General features: G+C 71.3%; 18 protein-coding genes and 1 pseudogene. 10 read left to right on the forward strand and 9 right to left on the reverse strand.

Features of this window, described 5'->3' with window-relative positions; all coding sequences use genetic code 11:
- Positions 1-23 precede the first annotated feature (23 nt).
- Genes FB455_RS01455 through FB455_RS01485 form a run of 7 tightly spaced genes read left to right on the forward strand, consistent with a single transcriptional unit; the run spans position 24 to position 6374 of the window.
- On the forward strand, positions 24-974 hold the full coding sequence (locus tag FB455_RS01455; RefSeq protein ID WP_145751897.1) for a branched-chain amino acid ABC transporter permease: 951 nt from the start codon (positions 24-26) through the stop codon (positions 972-974).
- Entirely contained in the window at positions 971-2110 is a 1140-nt protein-coding gene (locus tag FB455_RS01460; RefSeq protein WP_145751899.1) for a branched-chain amino acid ABC transporter permease, read from the forward strand. The genes FB455_RS01455 and FB455_RS01460 overlap by 4 nt, the downstream gene beginning before the upstream one ends.
- Entirely contained in the window at positions 2103-2948 is an 846-nt protein-coding gene (locus FB455_RS01465) for an ABC transporter ATP-binding protein (protein ID WP_013287517.1), read from the forward strand. Before FB455_RS01460 ends, FB455_RS01465 begins: the two co-directional genes overlap by 8 nt.
- Positions 2938-3648 carry an ABC transporter ATP-binding protein gene (locus FB455_RS01470; protein WP_043329572.1) on the forward strand — a complete coding sequence of 237 codons (711 nt, stop codon included), beginning with the start codon at positions 2938-2940 and terminating at the stop codon, positions 3646-3648. Before FB455_RS01465 ends, FB455_RS01470 begins: the two co-directional genes overlap by 11 nt.
- A gap of 32 nt (positions 3649-3680) precedes the next feature.
- A complete protein-coding gene (locus tag FB455_RS01475; RefSeq protein WP_145751902.1) occupies positions 3681-4586 on the forward strand; it encodes an ABC transporter substrate-binding protein in 906 nt (301 codons plus the stop codon).
- A 4-nt stretch (positions 4587-4590) separates the two neighbouring features.
- A complete protein-coding gene (locus FB455_RS01480; RefSeq protein ID WP_018785172.1) occupies positions 4591-5568 on the forward strand; it encodes an amino acid ABC transporter permease in 978 nt (325 codons plus the stop codon).
- Between the two features lie 53 nt (positions 5569-5621).
- Positions 5622-6374, forward strand: coding sequence for an amino acid ABC transporter ATP-binding protein (locus FB455_RS01485; RefSeq protein ID WP_186461611.1), 753 nt, complete (start codon positions 5622-5624; stop codon positions 6372-6374).
- Positions 6375-6440: 66 nt separating this feature from the next.
- Here the strand turns inward: FB455_RS01485 and FB455_RS01490 are convergent, their stop codons facing one another.
- Entirely contained in the window at positions 6441-6737 is a 297-nt protein-coding gene (locus tag FB455_RS01490) for a hypothetical protein (protein ID WP_145751906.1), read from the reverse strand.
- Between the two features lie 588 nt (positions 6738-7325).
- On the opposite strand from FB455_RS01490, the gene polA reads away from it, so the two are divergent.
- Positions 7326-10025, forward strand: a complete 2700-nt coding sequence (polA, locus tag FB455_RS01495; RefSeq protein WP_145751909.1) for a DNA polymerase I — start codon at positions 7326-7328, stop codon at positions 10023-10025.
- A 107-nt stretch (positions 10026-10132) separates the two neighbouring features.
- Here polA and FB455_RS01500 read toward each other — a convergent pair whose 3' ends face one another.
- The 7 genes and pseudogenes from FB455_RS01500 to FB455_RS01530 form a co-directional block, all read right to left on the reverse strand.
- A complete protein-coding gene (locus tag FB455_RS01500; protein ID WP_047893874.1) occupies positions 10133-10531 on the reverse strand; it encodes a MerR family transcriptional regulator in 399 nt (132 codons plus the stop codon).
- Between the two features lie 16 nt (positions 10532-10547).
- The gene (locus FB455_RS01505) at positions 10548-11297 is read right to left on the reverse strand and encodes an SDR family NAD(P)-dependent oxidoreductase (RefSeq protein ID WP_145751911.1); all 750 of its coding nucleotides are present in this window, start codon (positions 11295-11297) and stop codon (positions 10548-10550) included.
- Between the two features lie 47 nt (positions 11298-11344).
- Positions 11345-12211, reverse strand: a complete 867-nt coding sequence (locus FB455_RS01510) for a CPBP family intramembrane glutamic endopeptidase (RefSeq protein ID WP_145751913.1) — start codon at positions 12209-12211, stop codon at positions 11345-11347.
- Between the two features lie 44 nt (positions 12212-12255).
- Positions 12256-12600, reverse strand: a pseudogene (locus tag FB455_RS01515) (DUF3140 domain-containing protein); the annotation flags it as partial.
- Positions 12587-12805, reverse strand: a complete 219-nt coding sequence (locus FB455_RS01520) for a hypervirulence associated TUDOR domain-containing protein (protein ID WP_145751915.1) — start codon at positions 12803-12805, stop codon at positions 12587-12589. The pseudogene FB455_RS01515 and the gene FB455_RS01520, both read right to left, overlap by 14 nt.
- A 41-nt stretch (positions 12806-12846) precedes the next feature.
- The gene (locus FB455_RS01525) at positions 12847-13398 is read right to left on the reverse strand and encodes a Uma2 family endonuclease (protein WP_145751917.1); all 552 of its coding nucleotides are present in this window, start codon (positions 13396-13398) and stop codon (positions 12847-12849) included.
- Between the two features lie 107 nt (positions 13399-13505).
- Positions 13506-14309 carry a class I SAM-dependent methyltransferase gene (locus tag FB455_RS01530; RefSeq protein ID WP_145751920.1) on the reverse strand — a complete coding sequence of 268 codons (804 nt, stop codon included), beginning with the start codon at positions 14307-14309 and terminating at the stop codon, positions 13506-13508.
- A gap of 312 nt (positions 14310-14621) precedes the next feature.
- On the opposite strand from FB455_RS01530, the gene rpsA reads away from it, so the two are divergent.
- A complete protein-coding gene (gene rpsA, locus FB455_RS01535; RefSeq protein ID WP_047893869.1) occupies positions 14622-16148 on the forward strand; it encodes a 30S ribosomal protein S1 in 1527 nt (508 codons plus the stop codon).
- A 161-nt stretch (positions 16149-16309) separates the two neighbouring features.
- Positions 16310-17488: a dephospho-CoA kinase gene (gene coaE / locus FB455_RS01540; RefSeq protein WP_030274131.1), complete on the forward strand. Its 1179-nt coding sequence runs from the start codon at positions 16310-16312 to the stop codon at positions 17486-17488.
- Positions 17489-17539: 51 nt separating this feature from the next.
- Here coaE and FB455_RS01545 read toward each other — a convergent pair whose 3' ends face one another.
- Positions 17540-19159 (reverse strand): hypothetical protein, encoded by a 1620-nt coding sequence (locus FB455_RS01545; RefSeq protein ID WP_486481485.1) that lies wholly within the window; start codon positions 19157-19159, stop codon positions 17540-17542.
- Between the last annotated feature and the right edge of the window lie 184 nt (positions 19160-19343).

The following is a 19343-nucleotide window of genomic DNA, read 5'->3' on the forward strand; positions in this document are numbered from 1 at the left end:
TTGAGCGACGGAGCGTCCCTCCCTTGGACTTCGACGGATTGTTCTCCAACTTCGGGGAACTCACCACGACCGGCTTGACGCAGGGCGCCATCTACGCCCTGGTCGCGCTCGGCTACACGCTTGTCTACGGCGTGCTCAGGCTTATCAACTTCGCCCACTCCGAGGTCTTCATCGCCGGTGCGTTCGCCGCGATCTGGACCTGGAACGGCTTCGGACTCGACCAGAACTCGCAGGTCAGCGGCGTCGGCTCGATCCTGTTCTACCTGCTGGTGGCGATGATCGTGGCGGCCATCGCCTCGGCGGGCACCGCGACTGTGATCGAACGGGTGGCGTACCGGCCGCTGCGGAAGCGCAACGCGCCGCCGCTGGCGTTCCTCATCACCGCGATCGGCGCCTCGATCGCGATCTCCGAGGCGTTCGGCGTCTACACCCGGCGTCTGCCGGAGGGTGCGCCCCGGCTGGTCAGCTCCGATCCGCTGTTCCACATCGCCGGGGTGCCGATCGACGCGGTGCAGCTGCTCACGGTCGGCTCCGCGCTGGTGATGATGTTCGCGCTGGACCAGTTCATCAACCGCAGCCGTACCGGCCGCGGCATCCGTGCGGTCGCGCAGGACGCCAACACGGCGGCCCTGATGGGCGTCAACAAGGACCGCATCATCCTGATGGTCTTCATCGCCGGTGGCACCATGGCCGGTGTCGCGGGCCTGCTCTACGACGTGCGGATCCAGACGCTCACCTACAGCGTCGGCTTCCTGCTGGGTCTCAAGGCGTTCACCGCGGCGGTGCTCGGTGGTATCGGCAACCTGCGCGGCGCGCTGATCGGCGGCCTGTTGCTCGGCGTCGTGGAGAACTACGCCTCGGGTCTGTTCGGCAGTCAGTGGAAGGACTTCGCCGCGTTCGCGGTGCTCGTCGTGCTGCTGATGTTCCGGCCGACCGGTCTGCTCGGCGAATCACTGGGGAGGGCACGCGCATGACGACCACCATCGACCCGCCGGAGCGGCGGGAGACGGCGGCGGACAAGCTGCGGCAGGGCCGGCACGCGATCTCGGAGCGCTGGCACCACGCGCCGCGCTGGGTGCGCTGGGTGCTGCTGGCCGCGGTCATCGTGTTCTTCTACGCGCTGCCGAACAAGGAGTTCTACCAGTACCTCGGGCCGATCCCGACGCCCGGGGCGAACTTCACCCAGGTGATGTTCACGGTCTCGATCTACGTGCTGCTGGCGGTCGGGCTCAACATCGTGGTGGGCTTCGCCGGTCTGCTCGACCTCGGCTACTTCGGCTTCTTCGCCGTCGGCGCGTACACGGTCGCGGTGCTGACCTCGCCGAGCAGCAACCTCAAGACGCTGTGGCCGTGGCTGCTGGTGGTGCCGATCGCGATCGGCCTGACCATGGTCTCGGGCGTCATGCTGGGTACGCCGACGCTGCGCCTGCGCGGTGACTACCTGGCGCTGGTGACGCTCGGCTTCGCCGAGATGATCCGGATCGCGGCGGTCAGTTCCGAGTTCCTGAGGGGACAGCGGGGCTTCAGCGAGATCCCGCACCCGCCCGGCGAGTACGCCGACGGCCGGCCGTGGTTCGGCGTGCTCGACGCCCGCCCGTACTACTGGCTGGTGCTCACGCTGATCATCCTGGTGGTGATCGGGGTGCGGAACCTGACCCACAGCCGGGTCGGCCGGGCCTGGATCTCGATCCGCGAGGACGAGGACGCGGCCCAGCTGATGGGTGTGCCGACGTTCAAGTTCAAGCTGTGGGCGTTCGCCTCCGGCGCGGCCATCGCCGGCCTGGCCGGTGCGTTGTTCGCCGGTAAGCAGAACTTCGTCAACTCGCAGAACTTCGAGCTGCTCAACTCGATCATCATCCTGGCCGCTGTCATCTTCGGCGGCTCGGGCAACATCGTCGGTGCGATCGTCGGCGGTGGCCTGGTGGCGTACATGATCGAGCGGTTCCGTGGCATCGAGCTGTTCGGCATCGAGCTCTACGAGTACCGGTTCCTCTTCTTCGGCCTGGTGCTCGTGGTGATGATGATCTTCCGGCCGCAGGGCCTGATCCCGAACCGGCGACGAGCGGCGGAGTTCAAGGACCGCCGCAAGGAGGTGATCGTCGGTGAGTGACACCGAGCAGACCCCGGCCGTTCCGGCCCAGGCGGCGGCCCCCGCCGTCGAGACGGTCAACGAGCGGGAGCCGTTGCTGGAGGTCGACCACGTCACGCTGCGCTTCGGCGGTGTGGTGGCCCTCAACGACGTGGACTTCACCCTCTACAAGGGTGAGATCCTCGGTCTCATCGGCCCGAACGGCGCCGGCAAGACCACCTGCTTCAACGCGATGACCGGCATCTACCAGCCCACCGAGGGGCAGATCCGGTTCCTGGGCCAGAAGATCAGTGGCAAGAAGCGCCACCAGATCACCCGCATGGGCATGGCCCGTACGTTCCAGAACATCCGTCTCTTCCCGGAGATGACCGCGCTGGAGAACGTCCAGGTCGGCGCGGACGCGCACCACAAGACCAGCGTGATCTCCGCCCTGCTGCGCCTGCCGCGGCACTGGAAGGAGGAGCGCGAGGGCCGGGAGAAGGCCGAGCGCCTGCTGGAGTTCGTCGGCATCCGCAACCGGATGCACGAGTTCGCCCGCAACCTGTCCTACGGCGAGCAGCGCCGGCTGGAGATCGCCCGCGCGCTGGCCACCGACCCGAAGCTGCTCTGCCTGGACGAGCCGGCCGCCGGCTTCAACCCGGCGGAGAAGGAGGAGCTGCTCCAGCTCATCCGGCAGATCCGGGACCAGGGCGTGACGGTGCTGCTGATCGAGCACGACATGCGCCTGGTGATGGGCGTGACCGACCGGATCGTGGTCCTGGAGTTCGGAAAGAAGATCGCCGAAGGGCTGCCCGCCGAGGTGCGGGACAACCCGAAGGTGGTCGCGGCGTACCTGGGGGTGCCGGACGATGCTGCTTGAGATCGAGGACGTGAGCCTGCTCTACGGGCGGATCCAGGCGCTGCACGGCATCAGCCTGACCGTGGACGAGGGGGAGATCGTCGCGCTGATCGGCGCGAACGGCGCCGGCAAGTCCACCACCATGCGGGCGATCTCCGGCATCCGGCCGGTCGCCTCCGGCACGATCAAGTTCGCCGGTGAGGACATCACCAAGCTCCGGGCCGACCTGCGGGTGCGGCGCGGGCTGTGCCAGGCGCCCGAGGGCCGGGGCATCTTCCCCGGCATGACGGTGCTGGAGAACCTCGACATGGGCGCGTACACCCGGCGCGACAAGGCCGGCATCGCGCAGGACCTGGCCCGGGTGCTGGACCTGTTCCCGCGGCTGGCCGAGCGGCGCAAGCAGGCCGGCGGCACGCTCTCCGGCGGTGAGCAGCAGATGCTCGCGGTCGGCCGGGCGCTGATGAGCCGGCCGAAGCTGCTGCTGCTCGACGAGCCGTCGATGGGTCTCGCGCCGATGCTGATCCAGCAGATCTTCACGATCATCACGGAGATCAACCAGCAGGGCACCACCATCCTGCTGGTGGAGCAGAACGCCCAGCAGGCGCTGGCGCGCGCCCACCGGGCGTACGTGCTGGAGACCGGCCGGATCGTCAAGAGCGGCACCGGCGCGGACCTGCTGCACGACCCCTCGGTCAAAGAGGCCTACCTCGGCGTGGCCTGACCGACCGACCCCTCGCAATAAGGAGTACAGCCATGTTCCACCCCAACCCCGGACGGCGGGCGGCGCTCGGCGTCGCCGGTGCGGCCGTCCTGCTGCTCTCCCTCGCCGCGTGCGGCGAGGAGGAGAGCACCACGCAGCCCGGTGACGGCCCCAGCGTCTCGTCGTCGGTCGACGCCGCGCTGGCCGCGAAGGTCCCGGACGCGATCAAGTCGGACGGCAAGATCGTGGTGGGCACCGACTCCACCTACGCCCCGGCGGAGTTCCTGGACAACGACGGCAAGACCGTGATCGGCTTCGACGTCGAGCTGTTCACCGCCGTGGCAGCCAAGCTGGGCCTCAAGGCGGAGTTCGTCTCGGCGCCGTTCGGCGACATCATCAACGGCGTCAACTCGGGCAAGTACGAGGCGGGCGTCTCGTCGTTCACCATCAACGACGAGCGCAAGGGCCAGGCCAACATGGTCAGCTACTTCCAGGTCGGCACCCAGTGGGTGACCAAGAAGGGCAACCCGGCCGGGATCGCGCTGGACAACGCCTGCGGCAAGAAGATCGCGGTGCAGAAGGACACGGTCCAGGTCGAGGACATCCAGAAGCGCTCCAAGGCGTGCACCGACGCCGGCAAGCCGGCGATCACCATCGACCAGTTCCCGGGTCAGGACGCCGCCACCGCCGCCGTCGTGTCCGGCAAGGACGACGCCATGCTCGCCGACTACCCGGTCGGCGTGTACGCGGTGACGCAGTCCAACGACGCCCTGGAGCTGCTGGACAAGCAGTACGAGGCGGCGCCGTACGGTTATGTACTGGCCAAGGAGCAGACGCAGCTGGCCGAGGCGGTGCGCGACGCGACCAAGGCCGTGATCGCCGACGGCTCCTACAAGCAGGTGCTCGACAAGTGGAAGGTGGGAGACGGCGCGATCACGGACCCCGCGATCAACCCGTGACGACATGACCACCGAGGAAGCGACAACCGCACGGGCACGGCCGGAACCGATCAAGGCCGTGCCCGTGCGGCACCCCGGACGATGGGTCGCGGTGGCGGTGCTCTCCGTCCTGGCGGCGATGTTCGTCCACCTGCTGGTGACCAATGAGGCCTTCAACTGGTCCTTCATGGTCGACAAGATGTTCCGGCCGCCGATCATCGAGGGCCTGCTTCGCGGCACCGTGCTGATGACCGTCAGCGCAATGCTGATCGGCGTCACACTCGGCGTGGTGATTGCGGTGATGCGGCTGTCGGACAACCCGATCCTGCGCGGCGTGGCCTGGCTCTACACCTGGTTCTTCCGGGCGGTGCCCCGGCTGGTGCTGCTGGCCGTCTTCGGCAACATCGGCATCCTGTGGAGCCGGGTCGAGTTCGGGGTGCCGTTCGACACCCAGATCGGCCAGCTGTTCGGCATCGACAACCTGCAACTGCGGCTGTTCGGGTTCTCGTCCCGGGACATCCTCACCGGCTTCATGGCCGGTCTGCTCGGCCTCGCGCTCTCCGAGGCCGCGTACATGGCGGAGATCGTCCGGGCCGGCATCCAGTCGGTCGACCCCGGCCAGACCGAGGCCGCCCAGGCGCTCGGCCTGAGCCGCGCCCAGCTGCTGCGCCGGGTGGTGCTGCCGCAGGCGATGCGGGTGATCATCCCGCCGACCGGCAACGAGACCATCGCCATGCTCAAGGACACGTCCCTGCTGCTCTACGTACCGGTGAGCGTGGAGCTGTTCTTCCAGCTCGACGCCGTCGGCAAACGGACTTTCCAGATCTTCCCGATGTACGTCGCGGCGTGCCTGTGGTACCTGTTCCTGACCAGCATCCTGCTGGTCGGCCAGTACTACCTGGAACGCCACTTCGGCAAGGGCTACGGCGTGAGCGGCCGGGCCCGGCTGAAGCTGCGGGGTATGACGGCCGAGACCGGCGGCGGCGCGGGGGTGGTGAAGTGAGCGAGCTGATCGTGCCCGCGCAGACCACCGCACCGGCGGCCGAGTCCGGGCTGATGGTGCGGGCCGAGCAGGTGCACAAGTCGTTCGGGCCGCTGGAGGTGCTCAAGGGCATCGACCTGGAGGTCCGCTCCGGCGAGGTGTGCTGCCTGCTCGGGCCCTCCGGCTCCGGCAAGTCGACGTTCCTGCGCTGCATCAACCACCTGGAGAAGATCGACGCCGGCCGGATCTGGGTGGACGGCGATCTGATCGGCTACCGGGAGCGCGGCGGCAAGCTGTACGAGATGCGGGACAAGGAGGTGGCCGCGCAGCGCCGCGCCATCGGCATGGTGTTCCAGCGGTTCAACCTGTTCCCGCACATGACGGTGCTGCAGAACGTCACCGAGGCGCCGGTGCTGCTGCGCCAGGCGAAGAAGGCCCATGCCCGCGAGCACGCCGCGCAGCTGCTGGACCGGGTGGGGCTGGGCGACAAGCTCGGCGCGTACCCCGGTCAGCTCTCCGGCGGCCAGCAGCAGCGGGTGGCGATCGCCCGGGCGCTGGCCATGCGGCCGAAGCTGATGCTGTTCGACGAGCCGACCAGCGCGCTCGACCCGGAGCTGGTGGGCGAGGTGCTGGACACGATGAAGGACCTGGCCCGCGACGGCATGACGATGATCGTGGTGACCCACGAGATCGGCTTCGCCCGGGAGGTGGGCGACCACCTGGTGTTCATGGACGGCGGTGTGGTGGTCGAGCAGGGTGACCCGCGCGAGGTGATCTCGGCGCCGCAGCACGAGCGGACCAAGGCGTTCCTGGCCAAGGTTCTGTAGGGAAGTTTGGAGGTGCAGGCAGGCGCTCCCCGCGCCGGTGAAATCCGGAGCACCTGCCCGCACCGATCAGCAGTAGCCGATGATCCAATTATTGTCGAAATAGATGCTCACCCATCCAGCGTAGCCGTTGGCGGGCACGGGTTTGCAATATAGCCAGTGCCCCTGGGTGCGGATCTTCATATTGACGACGCGCGAGCACTGGTTACGTACAATGTACTGATAGATGCCGTCCTGGCTGGTGCCGAAGTCATGGCGGATCCCGCAGGTGCCAGGATCGGCTTTTGCCGGGCTTGCGCCCATTGGAATGGCGATGAGCGATGCCGTCATTGCGGCGGCCGCCATTACAGCCTTGCCGTTCCCCAATTGCCTATTCCCTTCTGGAGTCGTCTCCGATGCCTAGTTAGCAGTTTTCTGCCCAGAAGTACCGGAAGGCCCAGGTGTCGCTCCACCATGCGTCACCATAGGCCGGAATCGTTTTGCAGGAGCCCTTTCGTGTAGCTCCTGTGGTCTCGTACTGCCAGACGATTCGGACTCTGATGGAGCTTCCGCACTTGTTCCGGATCTGGTAAAGGGTGTATGGGTTGGCATCTGCGATCGCCCCTGACACCCAACAATGTCCCGGATCGGCGGACGCGCTTTCAGTAGTGACACCCATCAGGCCGGTAGCTGCGAGCGCTGCAGCGGCCGCTGTGGCCGCAATCTTGACCTTCATGAACGTTAAGCTAATTTGCGCATTGAATATTATCAAGCATTGACATATCTGCTTATCGGTGATAATTGCTGGCGGAAGTCATTCGCTCATTTGGTGGTTCTGAGCTCGTCCCTTTGAAGTAGTGCGCACCTGCGGTTGTGGAGGCAAGCGCGGTCGGTGGTGAGACTGGATGACCTGCTCAGGCTCTCTACCAGCCGTGCTGCACGAGGTTGTCGGGCGTACGGACTAGAGTCGCAGCCGTGACAGCTACGACGCCGCGCCTGCTCCTCGTCGACGGACATTCCCTGGCATACCGGGCGTTCTTCGCCCTGCCTGTGGAGAACTTCTCCACCACCACGGGGCAGCCGACCAACGCCGTCTACGGCTTCACCTCGATGCTGATCAACGTGCTGCGCGACGAGCAGCCGACGCACATCGTCGTGGCGTTCGACGTCTCCCGCCGCTCCTTCCGCACCGACAGGTACGCGGAGTACAAGGCCGGCCGCAGCGAGACCCCGACCGACTTCAAGGGCCAGGTCAGCCTGGTCAAGGAGGTCCTCGCCGCGCTGCGCGTGCCGGTGGTCGAGAAGGAGGGCTACGAGGCCGACGACGTCATCGCCACGCTCGCCTGCCAGGCCCGCGACCAGGGCATGGATGTGCTGATCACCACCGGCGACCGGGACGCGTTCCAGCTCGTCGGCGAGCGGGTGACGGTGCTCTACCCGCGCAAGGGCGTCTCCGACCTGGCCCGGATGGACCCGGCCGCGGTCGAGGCGAAGTACGGCGTCACCCCGGACCGCTACCGCGACCTGGCCGCGCTGGTCGGCGAGACCAGCGACAACCTGCCGGGCGTGCCCGGCGTCGGCCCGAAGACCGCCGCCAAGTGGATCAACCTGTACGGCGGCGTCGAGGGCGTGGTGGCCCGCGCCGACGAGATCAAGGGCAAGGCCGGCGACAGCCTGCGCGAGCGGCTGGCCGACGTGATCCGCAACTACGAGATCAACTGCCTGGTCTCCGACCTGGAGCTGCCGGTCCGTCCCGAGGACGCCCGCTGGCAGGGCTGGGACCGCGAAGCGGTGCACCAGGTCTTCGACACGCTCCAGTTCCGCATCCTGCGTGACCGGCTCTACCAATACCTGGAAGCGGTCGAGCCGGAGGCCGAGGCGGGCTTCGATCTCGCAGGCGAGGTGCTCACCGAGCCGGGCGCGCTCGCGGGCTGGCTCGGCACGCACGCCCCGGCGGGCGCACCGGTAGGCCTGGCGGTCACGCTCGACACCGGCCCCAACCGCCGGCACACCGCCACCGTGACCGCGATGGCGCTGGCCACCGCCGCCGGCGCGGGCGCCTGGTTCGACCCGAGCCGGCTGGACGCCGGCGACGAGGCCGCGCTGGCCGGGTGGCTGGCCGACGCGGAGCGCCCGAAGGTGCTGCACGACAGCAAGCCGGCGGTGCTGGCGTTCGCCGCGCACGGCTGGGAGCTGCACGGCATCGCCCGCGACACCCAGATCGCCGCCTACCTGGCCCGCCCCGACCAGCGCTCCTACGACCTGACCGACCTGGCGCTGCGCTACCTGCACCGGGAGCTGCGCGTCGACGCGCCGGAGACCGGTCAGCTCACTCTCGACGGGCTCGGCGACGAGGGCGTGGCCGAGCAGAACCTCATGCTCCAGGCCCGCGCCACGCTCGACCTGGCCGACGCGATCGACGCCGAGCTGTCCCGCGACGGCGAGCAGTCGGCCCGGCTGATGGCCGGCGTGGAGCTGCCGCTGATGCGGGTGCTCGCCACCATGGAGCGCACCGGCATCGCCGCCGACACCGACTACCTCTCCGAGCTGGAGGCGCACTTCGCCGCCGAGGTGAAGGCCGCCGCCCAGGGCGCGTACGAGGTGGTCGGCCGGGAGTTCAACCTCGGGTCGCCGAAGCAGTTGCAGGAGATCCTCTTCACCGAGCTGGGCCTGCCCAAGACCAAGCGGATCAAGACCGGCTACACCACCGACGCCGACGCGCTCCAGTGGCTGTTCGCGCAGACCGAGCACCCGCTTCTGCACCACCTGCTGCGGCACCGTGACGTCGCGAAGCTCAAGTCGACTGTCGACGGGCTGCTCAAGTCCGTCTCCGACGACGGCCGCATCCACACCACGTTCAACCAGACCGTGGCGGCGACCGGGCGGCTGTCCTCCACCGAGCCGAACCTGCAGAACATCCCGATCCGCACCGAGGAGGGGCGGCGGATCCGGCGCGCGTTCGTGGTCGGCGAGGGCTACGAGTGCCTGCTCACCGCCGACTACAGCCAGATCGAGATGCGGATCATGGCGCATCTGTCCTCGGACGACGCGCTGATCGAGGCGTTCAACTCCGGGCACGACTTCCACGCCGCCACCGCGTCATCGGTCTTCACTGTCGAGGTCGGCGACGTGACCGCCGACCAGCGCCGCAAGATCAAGGCCATGAACTACGGCCTGGCGTACGGGCTCAGCGCGTTCGGCCTGTCCCAGCAGCTCGGCATCAGCGCCGAGGAGGCGCGCGGGCTGATGGAGAACTACTTCGCCGGGTTCGGCGGGGTCCGCGACTACCTCCAGGAGGTGGTGGCCCGCGCCCGCCAGGACGGCTACACCTCCACCATCCTGGGCCGCCGCCGCTACCTGCCAGACCTGGTCAGCGACAACCGGCAGCGCCGCGAGATGGCCGAGCGGATGGCGCTCAACGCCCCGATCCAGGGTTCGGCGGCCGACATCATCAAGGTCGCGATGCTGCACGTCGACAGCGCGCTGCGCGACGCCGGGCTGCGGTCGCGGATGCTGCTGCAGGTGCACGACGAGCTGGTCTTCGAGGTCGCCCCGGGCGAGCGGGAGACGCTGGAGGCGCTGGTGCGCAAGCAGATGGGCGAGGCGTACCCGCTGTCGGTGCCGCTGGAGGTCTCGGTGGGCGACGGCCGCGACTGGAACAGCGCCGACCACTGACCCCACCGCCGCCCCACCCGCGCCGGCCACCGCCCACCCACCCGCCCCGGCGGTGATCAAGGAGTTTGTGTCACGCCCGAGCCCGTTCGGGGACACAAACTCCTTGATCACCGCACAAGAGGAGGCGGCGAAGGAGGCGGGAGCAGGGGCGAGGGCGCAGGGGCGGCGGCCTGGAGGGCGGCGGCCAGGCGGTCCCGGACGGCCACCTGGGCCGCGATCCGGGCGTCCAGCACGGCCAGCCGCTCCCGGCCGACCCGCAGCCCCGCCGGGGACGGCGGCGCCGACGCCACGTCCCCGTCCAGGCAGGGCAGGAAGACCCGCACGTCGTCCAGCGTCAGCCCGGCGTCGAGCAGGTGACGGATGTTGCGGACCCGGGTGACGACCGCGGCGTCGTACTCGCGATAACCGTTCGCGGCCCGGGCCGAGGCGATGAGCCCGTGTTCCTCGTAGTGCCGCAGGGCACGCGGCGTGCAGCCCGTCGCCTTCGCCACCGCGCCGATCCGCACCGCCGCCACCGTCCTCTCACGCGACCACCGCGCCCCCGTCCACCGGCAGCACCACACCGGTGACGAAGTCCGCCTCCGGCTCGCACAGCCGCCGGATCGCCCAGGCTACGTCCTCCGGGCGGCCGATCCGGCCCGCCGGGGTGTGTGCGAGCTGCCAGTCCCGTACCGCCGCGCGCCGCTCGGGGGAGAGGCCACTGTGCTCGCCGATGGGAGTGTCGACCGCGCCGGGCGCCACCGCCACCACCCGGACGCCGAGCGGCGCGAGTTCCACCGCCCAGCTGCGGGTCAGCGAGTCCAGCGCGGCCTTGCCCGCCGCGTACACCGAACTGCCCGGCCAGGCGCGCAGGCCGACCGACGTGGTGACGTTGACGATCACGCCACGGGTCGCGGCGAGCGCCTCGACGGCGGCGTGCGCCAGCCGGATCGGCGCGAGCAGGTTCGTCTCCAGCTGCCGCCGGGCGGCGTCCTCGTCCAGCTCCGCCAGCGGCCCGCCGCCGGCCACGCCCGCGTTGTTGACCAGGACGTCCAGGCGGCCGTACCGGTCGAGCGCGGCGCCGACGACCCGGTCCGGCCCGTCGGGAGCGGTGACGTCGGCCGTCAGCGGGGCGATACCCGGCCGGCCGGCGGCGGTCTCCGCCAGCGGCGCGGCGCGCCGGCCGACCGCGACCACTGCGTACCCGGAGGTGGCGAGGGATCGTGCGGTGGCCCGGCCGATGCCGGTCCCCGCACCGGTGACCACGGCGACGCGTGGCGTGCGGCGTTCCATGCCGGCATCGTCCGACAGTGCCGCCTGCGGCAGGGTCAAGCGGCCGGTCAGAGACCGAGCAGGACCGGCATCGCGTTGACCGCGCCGTGCACCACGAGCAGCGGCCACATCCGGCGGTACCGCGACCACAGGTAGCCGAGGAACAGCCCGGCGACCCCCTGGTTCACGATCACCGACGCCAGGTCGACGGCGGGCCGGCCGCTGCCCTGGATGGCCACGTGCCAGGCCGCCCACACCAGCGACGCGAGCACGATCGCCGGCCAGCGTCCCAGCAGCGACTCCCACCGGGTCTGCAGCCACCGCCGGTAGAAGACCTCCTCCAGCAGCGCGTTCACCGCGAAGGCCACCAGCAGCGTGACGGCCAGCTCGACCGGCGTGACGGTCCGCCCCCAGTCGCTCGCCGGCACGGCCAGCGGCGTCGCGTAGCTGAGCACCAGCCACACCGCCACCGGCAGCGCCGGACCCCACCGGTGGGCGGCGTCCGCCGGGGCCGGGCCCGGCCGCCACCGCGGCGGCCACCGGCGCGCGGCCAGGAACACCACGGTGGGTACGCCGAGCAGCAGCGCCAGCTTCAACACGGTGTACGCGGGTTCGCCGCCCAGCAGCGGCATGACGGCGGCGAACGCGATCCCGGCCAGCAGCAGCGGCACCGCCTCGCGGTAGGGCGCGACCGGGTCCGGCCACCTCGGGTCGGGTGCGGGCGGGATCAGCCGGATCAGCGCGATCCCGGCCAGTGCCGGTATCCACCGGCTCCACATCGGTACGGTGCCGTCGTGGTCGGCGCTGTACCGGATGCCGGTGTTCCCGGTCACCACCAGGAGGAGCGCCGCGACGGCGACGAGCCCGAGGCCCGCCACGAGGACCACCCGCCCGGCGCGGGGATGACGGCCGGCGGTCGGGACGTCTGTCGTCATCGCCGGCACGGTACCAACGCGCGGCTAACGGACCGGGCGGCTCAGCCCTTGAGCGGGTCGTGACCCCAGTTCATCAGCGACCAGCGCCACCTGGTGTCCCGGACGTCGCCTGCGGGCCGCTGCGCCAGGTGGCGGTGGACGTACCCGATCACCTTGCGCATGTGCTTGTAGTCGGCGGCGGTGAGGTCGGCGCGCTTGCGGCGCAGCAGGTCGACGATGCGCCGGCCGGAGTCGTGGCCGACCGACTCGCCGCCCTGGGTGCCCTTCTTGTGCCAGCCGACGTGCTTGGACTCCTCGCTCTCCAGCCAGCGGGACAGCTCGCCCGGCTTCATGTTCACCGCGTCGGTGAACTCCCGGTACGTCTGCTGCGGATCCTCAGCGCGACTCATGGCGAAGCACCTCCGGGCGGTGGGCCACGTCGCGGCCCGAGTCGTCGTTGGTGATCCGGTACTGCGGTTGCTCGGGCGAGGCGTTCACGGTGTGCCCGCGGACGTGGGTGCGCTCGGTCAGCTTCTCCTTGACGACGCCGTACGCCCGGCCGCTGTGGCTGGCCCAGGAGACGTGGTCGCTGGCGCGGAACTCGTTCTCGGCCATGCCGCCCGGTTACCCGCGGCGGGTACCGAGTAACGGCGTGGTCAGGGCCGGCTCTCCGCGATCGGCAGCTTGATCGCGAAGGGCTCGGACAGCTCGATCACCTCGCTGCTGTCGTCCACCAGCTCGTACTGCCGCTCGCCGCCGGGGCCGATCCGGTCACCGAGCCGGTACGCGTAGAGGTGCACCGGATCCTGCTCGATCCGCCAGTAGAAGGGGATCCCCGCGGCGGCGTACTCGCCCGGCTTGGCGAACCGGTCGACCCGCCGGGTGCCGGGGGAGACGATCTCGACGGCCAGGACGACGTCCGCCGGTCGCAGGAGGGACCTGTCGCTCGGCAGCTCGGCGTGGTGGAGCAGGACGTCCGGTTGGCGGCTGGTGTTGGGGCTGAGCCCGACCCCGACGGCTTGGGACGCCCGCAGGTGAACCGGTGCGTGCGATCGAAGCCAGAGCCACAGCAGGCTGGAGATTGTCTGGTGGCCCAGGGTGGGGGAGGGTGTCACCTGGAAGACTCCGTCGACGAGTTCGACGCGGGGGGCGTCGTCCGGCAGGGTGAGCAGATCCTCCAGCGTGTAGTCCGCACGCTGCTGCCGCATCGGGTCCGGACACCAGGGGCCAGGTGATGTCGGGATGGGCTCGGCGCTCATGCGGCGAGCGTACCGCCGGGTGCCGGAGCCCGTGTCGCACCGGACGTGCGACGCGCTCAGTCCGCCGGCTTCTCCGCGACGAAGATCGCCGTGCCGGGGAACAGCCGCCCGCGCAACGGGCTCCACTGCCCCCAGATCCCCTCGTGCCCGGCCGGCCACTCCGGCTCCACCAGGTCCAGCAGGCGGAACCCGGCGCCGACCAGCTCCCGGATCCGGTCGCCCAGGGTGCGGTGCTGCTCGACGTACGTGGCCACCCCGTGCTCGTCCTGCTCGACGTAGGGGGAGCGGTCGAAGTACGAGTGCACGGCGGTCAGCCCGCCCTCGCCCGGGTCGTCCAGGAAGATCCAGCGCATCGGGTGGGTGACCGAGAAGACCCACCGGCCGCCGGGGCGCAGCACCCGGGCCACCTCGCGCATCGCCGCCGCCGAGTCGTCCACGAACGGGATCGCGCCGAACGCGGTGCAGACGGTGTCGAACGCGGCGTCGGCGAACGGCAGGGCGAGCGCGTCGGCCTGCACCAGCGGCACGCGTACCCCGGTGCGCCCGGCGGCCTCGGCGGCGTGCCGCAACATGCCTGCGGACAGGTCCAGCGCGACCGGCCGGGCGCCCTGGGCGGCGAGCCAGCGTGCGGCGGCGGCCGCCCCGGCGCCGAGTTCGAGGATCCGCCGCCCGGCGACGTCGCCGAGCAGCCGGGCGTCGGCCTCTCGCAGCCCTTCCGGGCACCAGACGAAGTCGGCGTCGCCGAGGAACGCGCCGTGCTCGGCCTGGTACGCGTCGGCGTCGGTGTCCCACCATCCGCGGTTCGCGCGGCGGATCTCCCCGGCGTCGACCCGTCGGCGGGTCACCCTGTCGTCGTCCACGGGTTCACGCTAGGTCCGGCGGCCCGGACCCGGTGCGGTGGGGTGGTGGCTGGGGCGGATGTGACGGACGAGACAGCTGTGGCACCTTACCGCGCAAAATCTCCGCTTTCGCAGCGGATGAGTTCGCGCGGACCCGGGAGGGCTTGCACGCTGTGGTAATGCAGCGGGTAGGCTAGACGATGCGCTCGCGGATCGTGTGCCTCGGCAGGGAGCAGGTGCGCGGTCACCGGAGCCACTAATGATCTTCTCGCGTCGATCGTTCGGTGTGCCCGGCGACGGATCCGTTGGCGCGGCAGAGTCACCGCGACACCCATGCCCGCTGTGACAACCCATCCGACCGGAGCAACCGCCCACATGACGAGCAGCATCGAGGCCACCTCGAGCGCCAACAAGGTCACCCACGACGACCTCGGCTCTGAGGAAGCTTTCCTCGCCGCGATCGACGAGACCATCAAGTACTTCAACGACGGCGACATTGTCGAAGGCACCGTCGTCAAGGTCGATCGGGACGAGGTCCTGCTCGACATCGGCTACAAGACCGAGGGTGTCATCCCCTCTCGGGAGTTGTCGATCAAGCACGACGTGGACCCGGCCGAGGTCGTTTCGGTGGGTGACCACATCGAGGCCCTCGTCCTCCAGAAGGAGGACAAGGAGGGTCGGCTGATCCTCTCCAAGAAGCGGGCGCAGTACGAGCGGGCCTGGGGCACGATCGAGAAGATCAAGGACGAGGACGGCGTCGTCCGCGGTTCGGTCATCGAGGTCGTCAAGGGTGGTCTCATCCTCGACATCGGCCTGCGTGGCTTCCTGCCCGCGTCGCTCGTCGAGATGCGGCGTGTGCGTGACCTGCAGCCGTACGTCGGCCGCGAGCTCGAAGCCAAGATCATCGAGCTGGACAAGAACCGCAACAACGTGGTCCTGTCCCGCCGTGCCTGGCTGGAGCAGACGCAGTCCGAGGTGCGCACCGAGTTCCTCAACAAGCTCCAGAAGGGGCAGGTCCGCAAGGGCGTCGTCTCCTCGATCGTCAACTTCGGCGCGTTCGTCGACCTGGGCGGCGTGGACGGCCTCGTGCACGTCTCCGAGCTGTCCTGGAAGCACATCGACCACCCGTCCGAGGTCGTCGAGGTGGGCCAGGAGGTCGAGGTCGAGGTCCTGGACGTCGACCTGGACCGCGAGCGGGTCTCGCTGTCGCTGAAGGCGACGCAGGAGGACCCGTGGCGTCAGTTCGCCCGCACCCACGCGATCCAGCAGATCGTGCCGGGTAAGGTCACCAAGCTGGTGCCGTTCGGTGCGTTCGTCCGCGTGGACGACGGCATCGAGGGCCTGGTCCACATCTCCGAGCTGGCCGAGCGCCACGTGGAGATCCCGGAGCAGGTCGTGCAGGTCGGCTCCGAGGTCATGGTCAAGGTCATCGACATCGACCTGGAGCGCCGCCGGATCTCGCTGTCGCTCAAGCAGGCCAACGAGGGCTTCGTCGAGGGCGAGGAGCACTTCGACCCGACCCTCTACGGCATGGCCGCGACGTACGACGACCAGGGCAACTACATCTACCCGGAGGGCTTCGACCCGGAGACGGGCGAGTGGCTCGAGGGCTACGACAAGCAGCGCGAGACCTGGGAGCAGCAGTACGCCGAGGCGCGTCAGCGCTGGGAGGCCCACACCAAGCAGGTGCAGACCTCCCGCGCCGCCGACGCCGAGGCCGCCGCCAACCCGGCTCCGGCCACCACCGGCACCACCACCTCGACCTCGGCCCCGAGCCGTCAGGCCGAGGAGCCGGCCGGCACGCTCGCGACCGACGAGGCGCTCGCCGCGCTGCGGGAGAAGCTCGCCGGCGGCAAGTGACCGGACGCTGACGCCTGTTCGTCCCACCGGACGAGCCGGCGACTGCCTCTGACGACGGGCCCCGTCCCCGCGTTCTGCACCAGCGGAGCGCCGGGGGCGGGGCCCACGTCGTACGCCGGAAGGGTTTGGCATGCGGACGGCAGATCCGGTTGACTGTCCGGGTGCTGAAGGTGGGGCTGACCGGCGGAATCGGATCGGGCAAGAGCGCGGTGGCGAGCCGGCTCGCCACGCTGGGCGCGGTGATCGTCGACTCGGACCGCATCGCCCGCGAGATCGTCGCGCCCGGCACCGACGGGCTGGCCGAGGTCGTCGCCGCCTTCTCCGAGAAGGTCCTGGACGCCGACGGGGCGCTGGACCGGGCCGCCCTCGGCGCGCTGGTCTTCGGCGACGAGGCGGCCCGCCGCACGCTCGAAGGGATCACCCACCCCCGGGTACGCGCGCGCAGCGCCGAGCTGGCCGCCGCCGCCCCCGCCGACGCGATCGTGGTGAACGACGTACCGCTGCTGGCCGAGGTGGGACTCGCGCCGACGTACCACCTGGTGGTCGTGGTGCAGACGGCCGTGCCGACCCGGATGGCCCGGCTGACCCGCGACCGGGGCATGGCCCCGGCGGAGGCCGAGCGGCGCATCGCCGCGCAGGCCGACGACGCCACCCGCCGTGCGATCGCCGACGTGCTCCTGACCAACGACGGCACGCTCACCGACCTGCACGCCGCCGTGGACGCCCTCTGGCGGGACCGCCTGTCGCCCTACGAGCGCAACGTCCGCGAACGCCGCGCCGTCCCGCCCGACCCGGCGGCGCTCGCCGGACCGGACCCGACCTGGCCCGAGCAGTACGCCCGGCTGGCCGCCCGGATCCGCCACGCGGCCGGCGGTGAGATCCGGGTCGACCACGTCGGCTCCACCGCCGTGCCGGGACTCGCCGCGCCGGACGTGATCGACATCCAGGTGACTGTGTCCTCGCTGAACGAGGCGGACGGGCCGCTCGCGCAGCGGCTGGCCGAGGCGGGTTTCCCGCGGCTGCCGGGCGAGTGGTGGGACGCCCCGCGACAGCCGGAGCCGGTGCGCTGGGCCAAGCGGCTGCACGGCGGCGCGGACCCGGCGCGTCCGGTGCGCCTGCACCTGCGGGAGGCCGGTTCGCCCGGCTGGCGGTACGCGCTGCTGATGCGCGACCACCTGCGTGCCGACCCGGCGCGGCGGGCCGACTACCTCCAGGTGAAGCGGGAGCTGGCGGCCGCCGCGCCGGAGCACGCCGCTTGGGGCACGGTGACCGATCCCTGGTTCGACGAGGAGCACCTGCGTGCCGAGGAGTGGGCCGCGCAGACCGGCTGGCGGCCCTGACCGGGCCGTCCCGGCGGCGCCGGTTCGGCGGACCGCGGAGGCCGCGCCGGTTCAGCGCGACGTCGAGGCCGACGATCCGCCGCTGCCCGCCGCACGGCCCGGCGTGAGGTCCAGCCGGATCCACACGCCCGGCCCGGTCCGCAGTTCCATCCGCTGCGGCACACCGCCCCGGTCCAGCCACAGGCGTCTGCCGCCCGGCACCTCGAACACGTCGACCGTCCGGTCGCCCAGCCGGTCCTCCCGGACCCGGACGGTGTCACCGGCGGGCGCGCGCCGGGCCGCCCGCAGCGCCGCGTCGAGCAGCCGGTCCAGGTCGTCGCCGGGCGGGCGCGCGGCGGCCGCGAGCAGCGCGGCCGGCACCGGTGCCGGGGGAGTGGCGGGCCCGTCGGGGGATCGCTGCACCTCGGCCACCCGTCCCGGCAGGACCCACCGGAGGGTACGCCTGCCGCTGCCCTCCTCGGTCACCGCGAGGTACGCCGACGGGCTCGTCCAGTCCACCGTGCCGGTGGCCCGCAGGTTCGCCGACGGGGCGAGCGGAGCGGACACCGTCACCGCCGCGCCGCGCAGTGCCCGGAGCCGGGCGGGCAGCGCGGCCAGCCGGGCGACTTCGTCGTCGCTGAGCGCCCGGGGCTGCCCGGGCCGGCCGCCGAGGGCGTCCACCGGATGCAGTGTGGGCCGGTCGGCGCGGGTCAGGTCGACGGTGACGGGTGTCCCGTCCGCCAGCCGGCCGGTGAGCCGGTGCAGCCGGGCGTCGGCGTCCACCCACAGCGTCGGCCGCGGGTCACCAGGCGGTGCGAGGGATGCCTGGAGCACGTCCACCGGGATGCCGCCGACCCGGTCGGCGCGTAGCCACCGGCCGTCGGCGGCGGGCCTGTCGACCCGGTCGGCGCCGAGCCCGATCAGCAGGTCGCGTACCGCGCCGAGGCCGTGCCCGCCGGCCGGGGACCGCATCCGCCACCGGTCCGCCGGCGGCACCAGCGGGGGCCGGGCCGGGGTGGGCAGCGCGCCGGGGTCGGGCCGCACCAGCAGCGCGGACGCGGTGGCCTGGACCAGGCTCCGGTCGTCGCCCGCGCCCGGGCCGCCGACGTCCAGATAGACCAGGGGGCGGGCCCAGTCGACCCAGCCGACCAGTTCGGTACGGGCGCCGCCGGCGCCGACCGTGACCCGGACGCCGGCGCGTACGTCGCGCAGGTTGGTGACCCGCAGCGCGGCCACCCGGTCGGCCTCGGCGGCGGTGAGCGGGCGTGCCGTCCCGGTGTCGTCGCCGCGGCCGGGTACCCAGGTCAGCAGCCCGGCGACGAGCGTCGCGGCGGAGAGCGCGGCTGCCGCTACGAGCGCGGCGAGCGCGATCCGGCGCCGGTCCGGCCCGTCCGGCGGGTCGTCGGCGCCGTCCAGTTCCGGGTCGCCGCCCGGCCGGGTGGTGAGTGTGGGACGGCGGCCGGCGAGCGGGTCGGCGCGGCGGCGCCGGCCGGCCACGGTGGCGGGCCGGGTCGGTGCGCCGGTGCGGCCGCGGCGGTGGCCGCGACCCGGTTCCCGGGGTACGGCCTGGTCGCCGTCGCCACGTGCGGAGAGCCGGTGCGGGCGGCTCACGCCGCGCTGGCGGCCCGGCTTGTCGGCGGGCGGGGGCGTGCCGGGCTCGCGTCGCGGCCGGCGGTCGGGAGAGGTCCCCACGAGTGGAGAACGCGAGAGCGGGGTTTCGGTGACGAGCAGGGGCGCTCGCGGCGGCCGGTCAGCGCTGCGCGCGACCACCGTCGGCGCGCACGCCGGTCGTCCCGGGTGCTGCGGCCCTGGCGCCGGGGGCGACCGGCCCGCGAGGGGCGATCACCGGCCCGGTCGGCCGCCGCGAGCGGCCTAC

This window comes from Micromonospora sp. CNZ296, from assembly GCF_007827635.1.

Excerpts from the sequence above, each read along its gene's own strand:
- FB455_RS01460 (WP_145751899.1), top strand. The coding sequence starts at position 971 with ATGACGACCACCATCGACCCGCCGGAGCGGCGGGAGACGGCGGCGGAC.
- FB455_RS01470 (WP_043329572.1), top strand. The coding sequence starts at position 2,938 with ATGCTGCTTGAGATCGAGGACGTGAGCCTGCTCTACGGGCGGATCCAG.
- FB455_RS01475 (WP_145751902.1), top strand. The coding sequence starts at position 3,681 with ATGTTCCACCCCAACCCCGGACGGCGGGCGGCGCTCGGCGTCGCCGGT.
- FB455_RS01480 (WP_018785172.1), top strand. The coding sequence starts at position 4,591 with ATGACCACCGAGGAAGCGACAACCGCACGGGCACGGCCGGAACCGATC.
- FB455_RS01485 (WP_186461611.1), top strand. The coding sequence starts at position 5,622 with ATGGTGCGGGCCGAGCAGGTGCACAAGTCGTTCGGGCCGCTGGAGGTG.
- FB455_RS01505 (WP_145751911.1), bottom strand. The coding sequence starts at position 11,297 with ATGGAACGCCGCACGCCACGCGTCGCCGTGGTCACCGGTGCGGGGACC.
- FB455_RS01510 (WP_145751913.1), bottom strand. The coding sequence starts at position 12,211 with ATGACGACAGACGTCCCGACCGCCGGCCGTCATCCCCGCGCCGGGCGG.
- FB455_RS01520 (WP_145751915.1), bottom strand. The coding sequence starts at position 12,805 with ATGGCCGAGAACGAGTTCCGCGCCAGCGACCACGTCTCCTGGGCCAGC.
- FB455_RS01525 (WP_145751917.1), bottom strand. The coding sequence starts at position 13,398 with ATGCGGCAGCAGCGTGCGGACTACACGCTGGAGGATCTGCTCACCCTG.
- rpsA (WP_047893869.1), top strand. The coding sequence starts at position 14,622 with ATGCCCGCTGTGACAACCCATCCGACCGGAGCAACCGCCCACATGACG.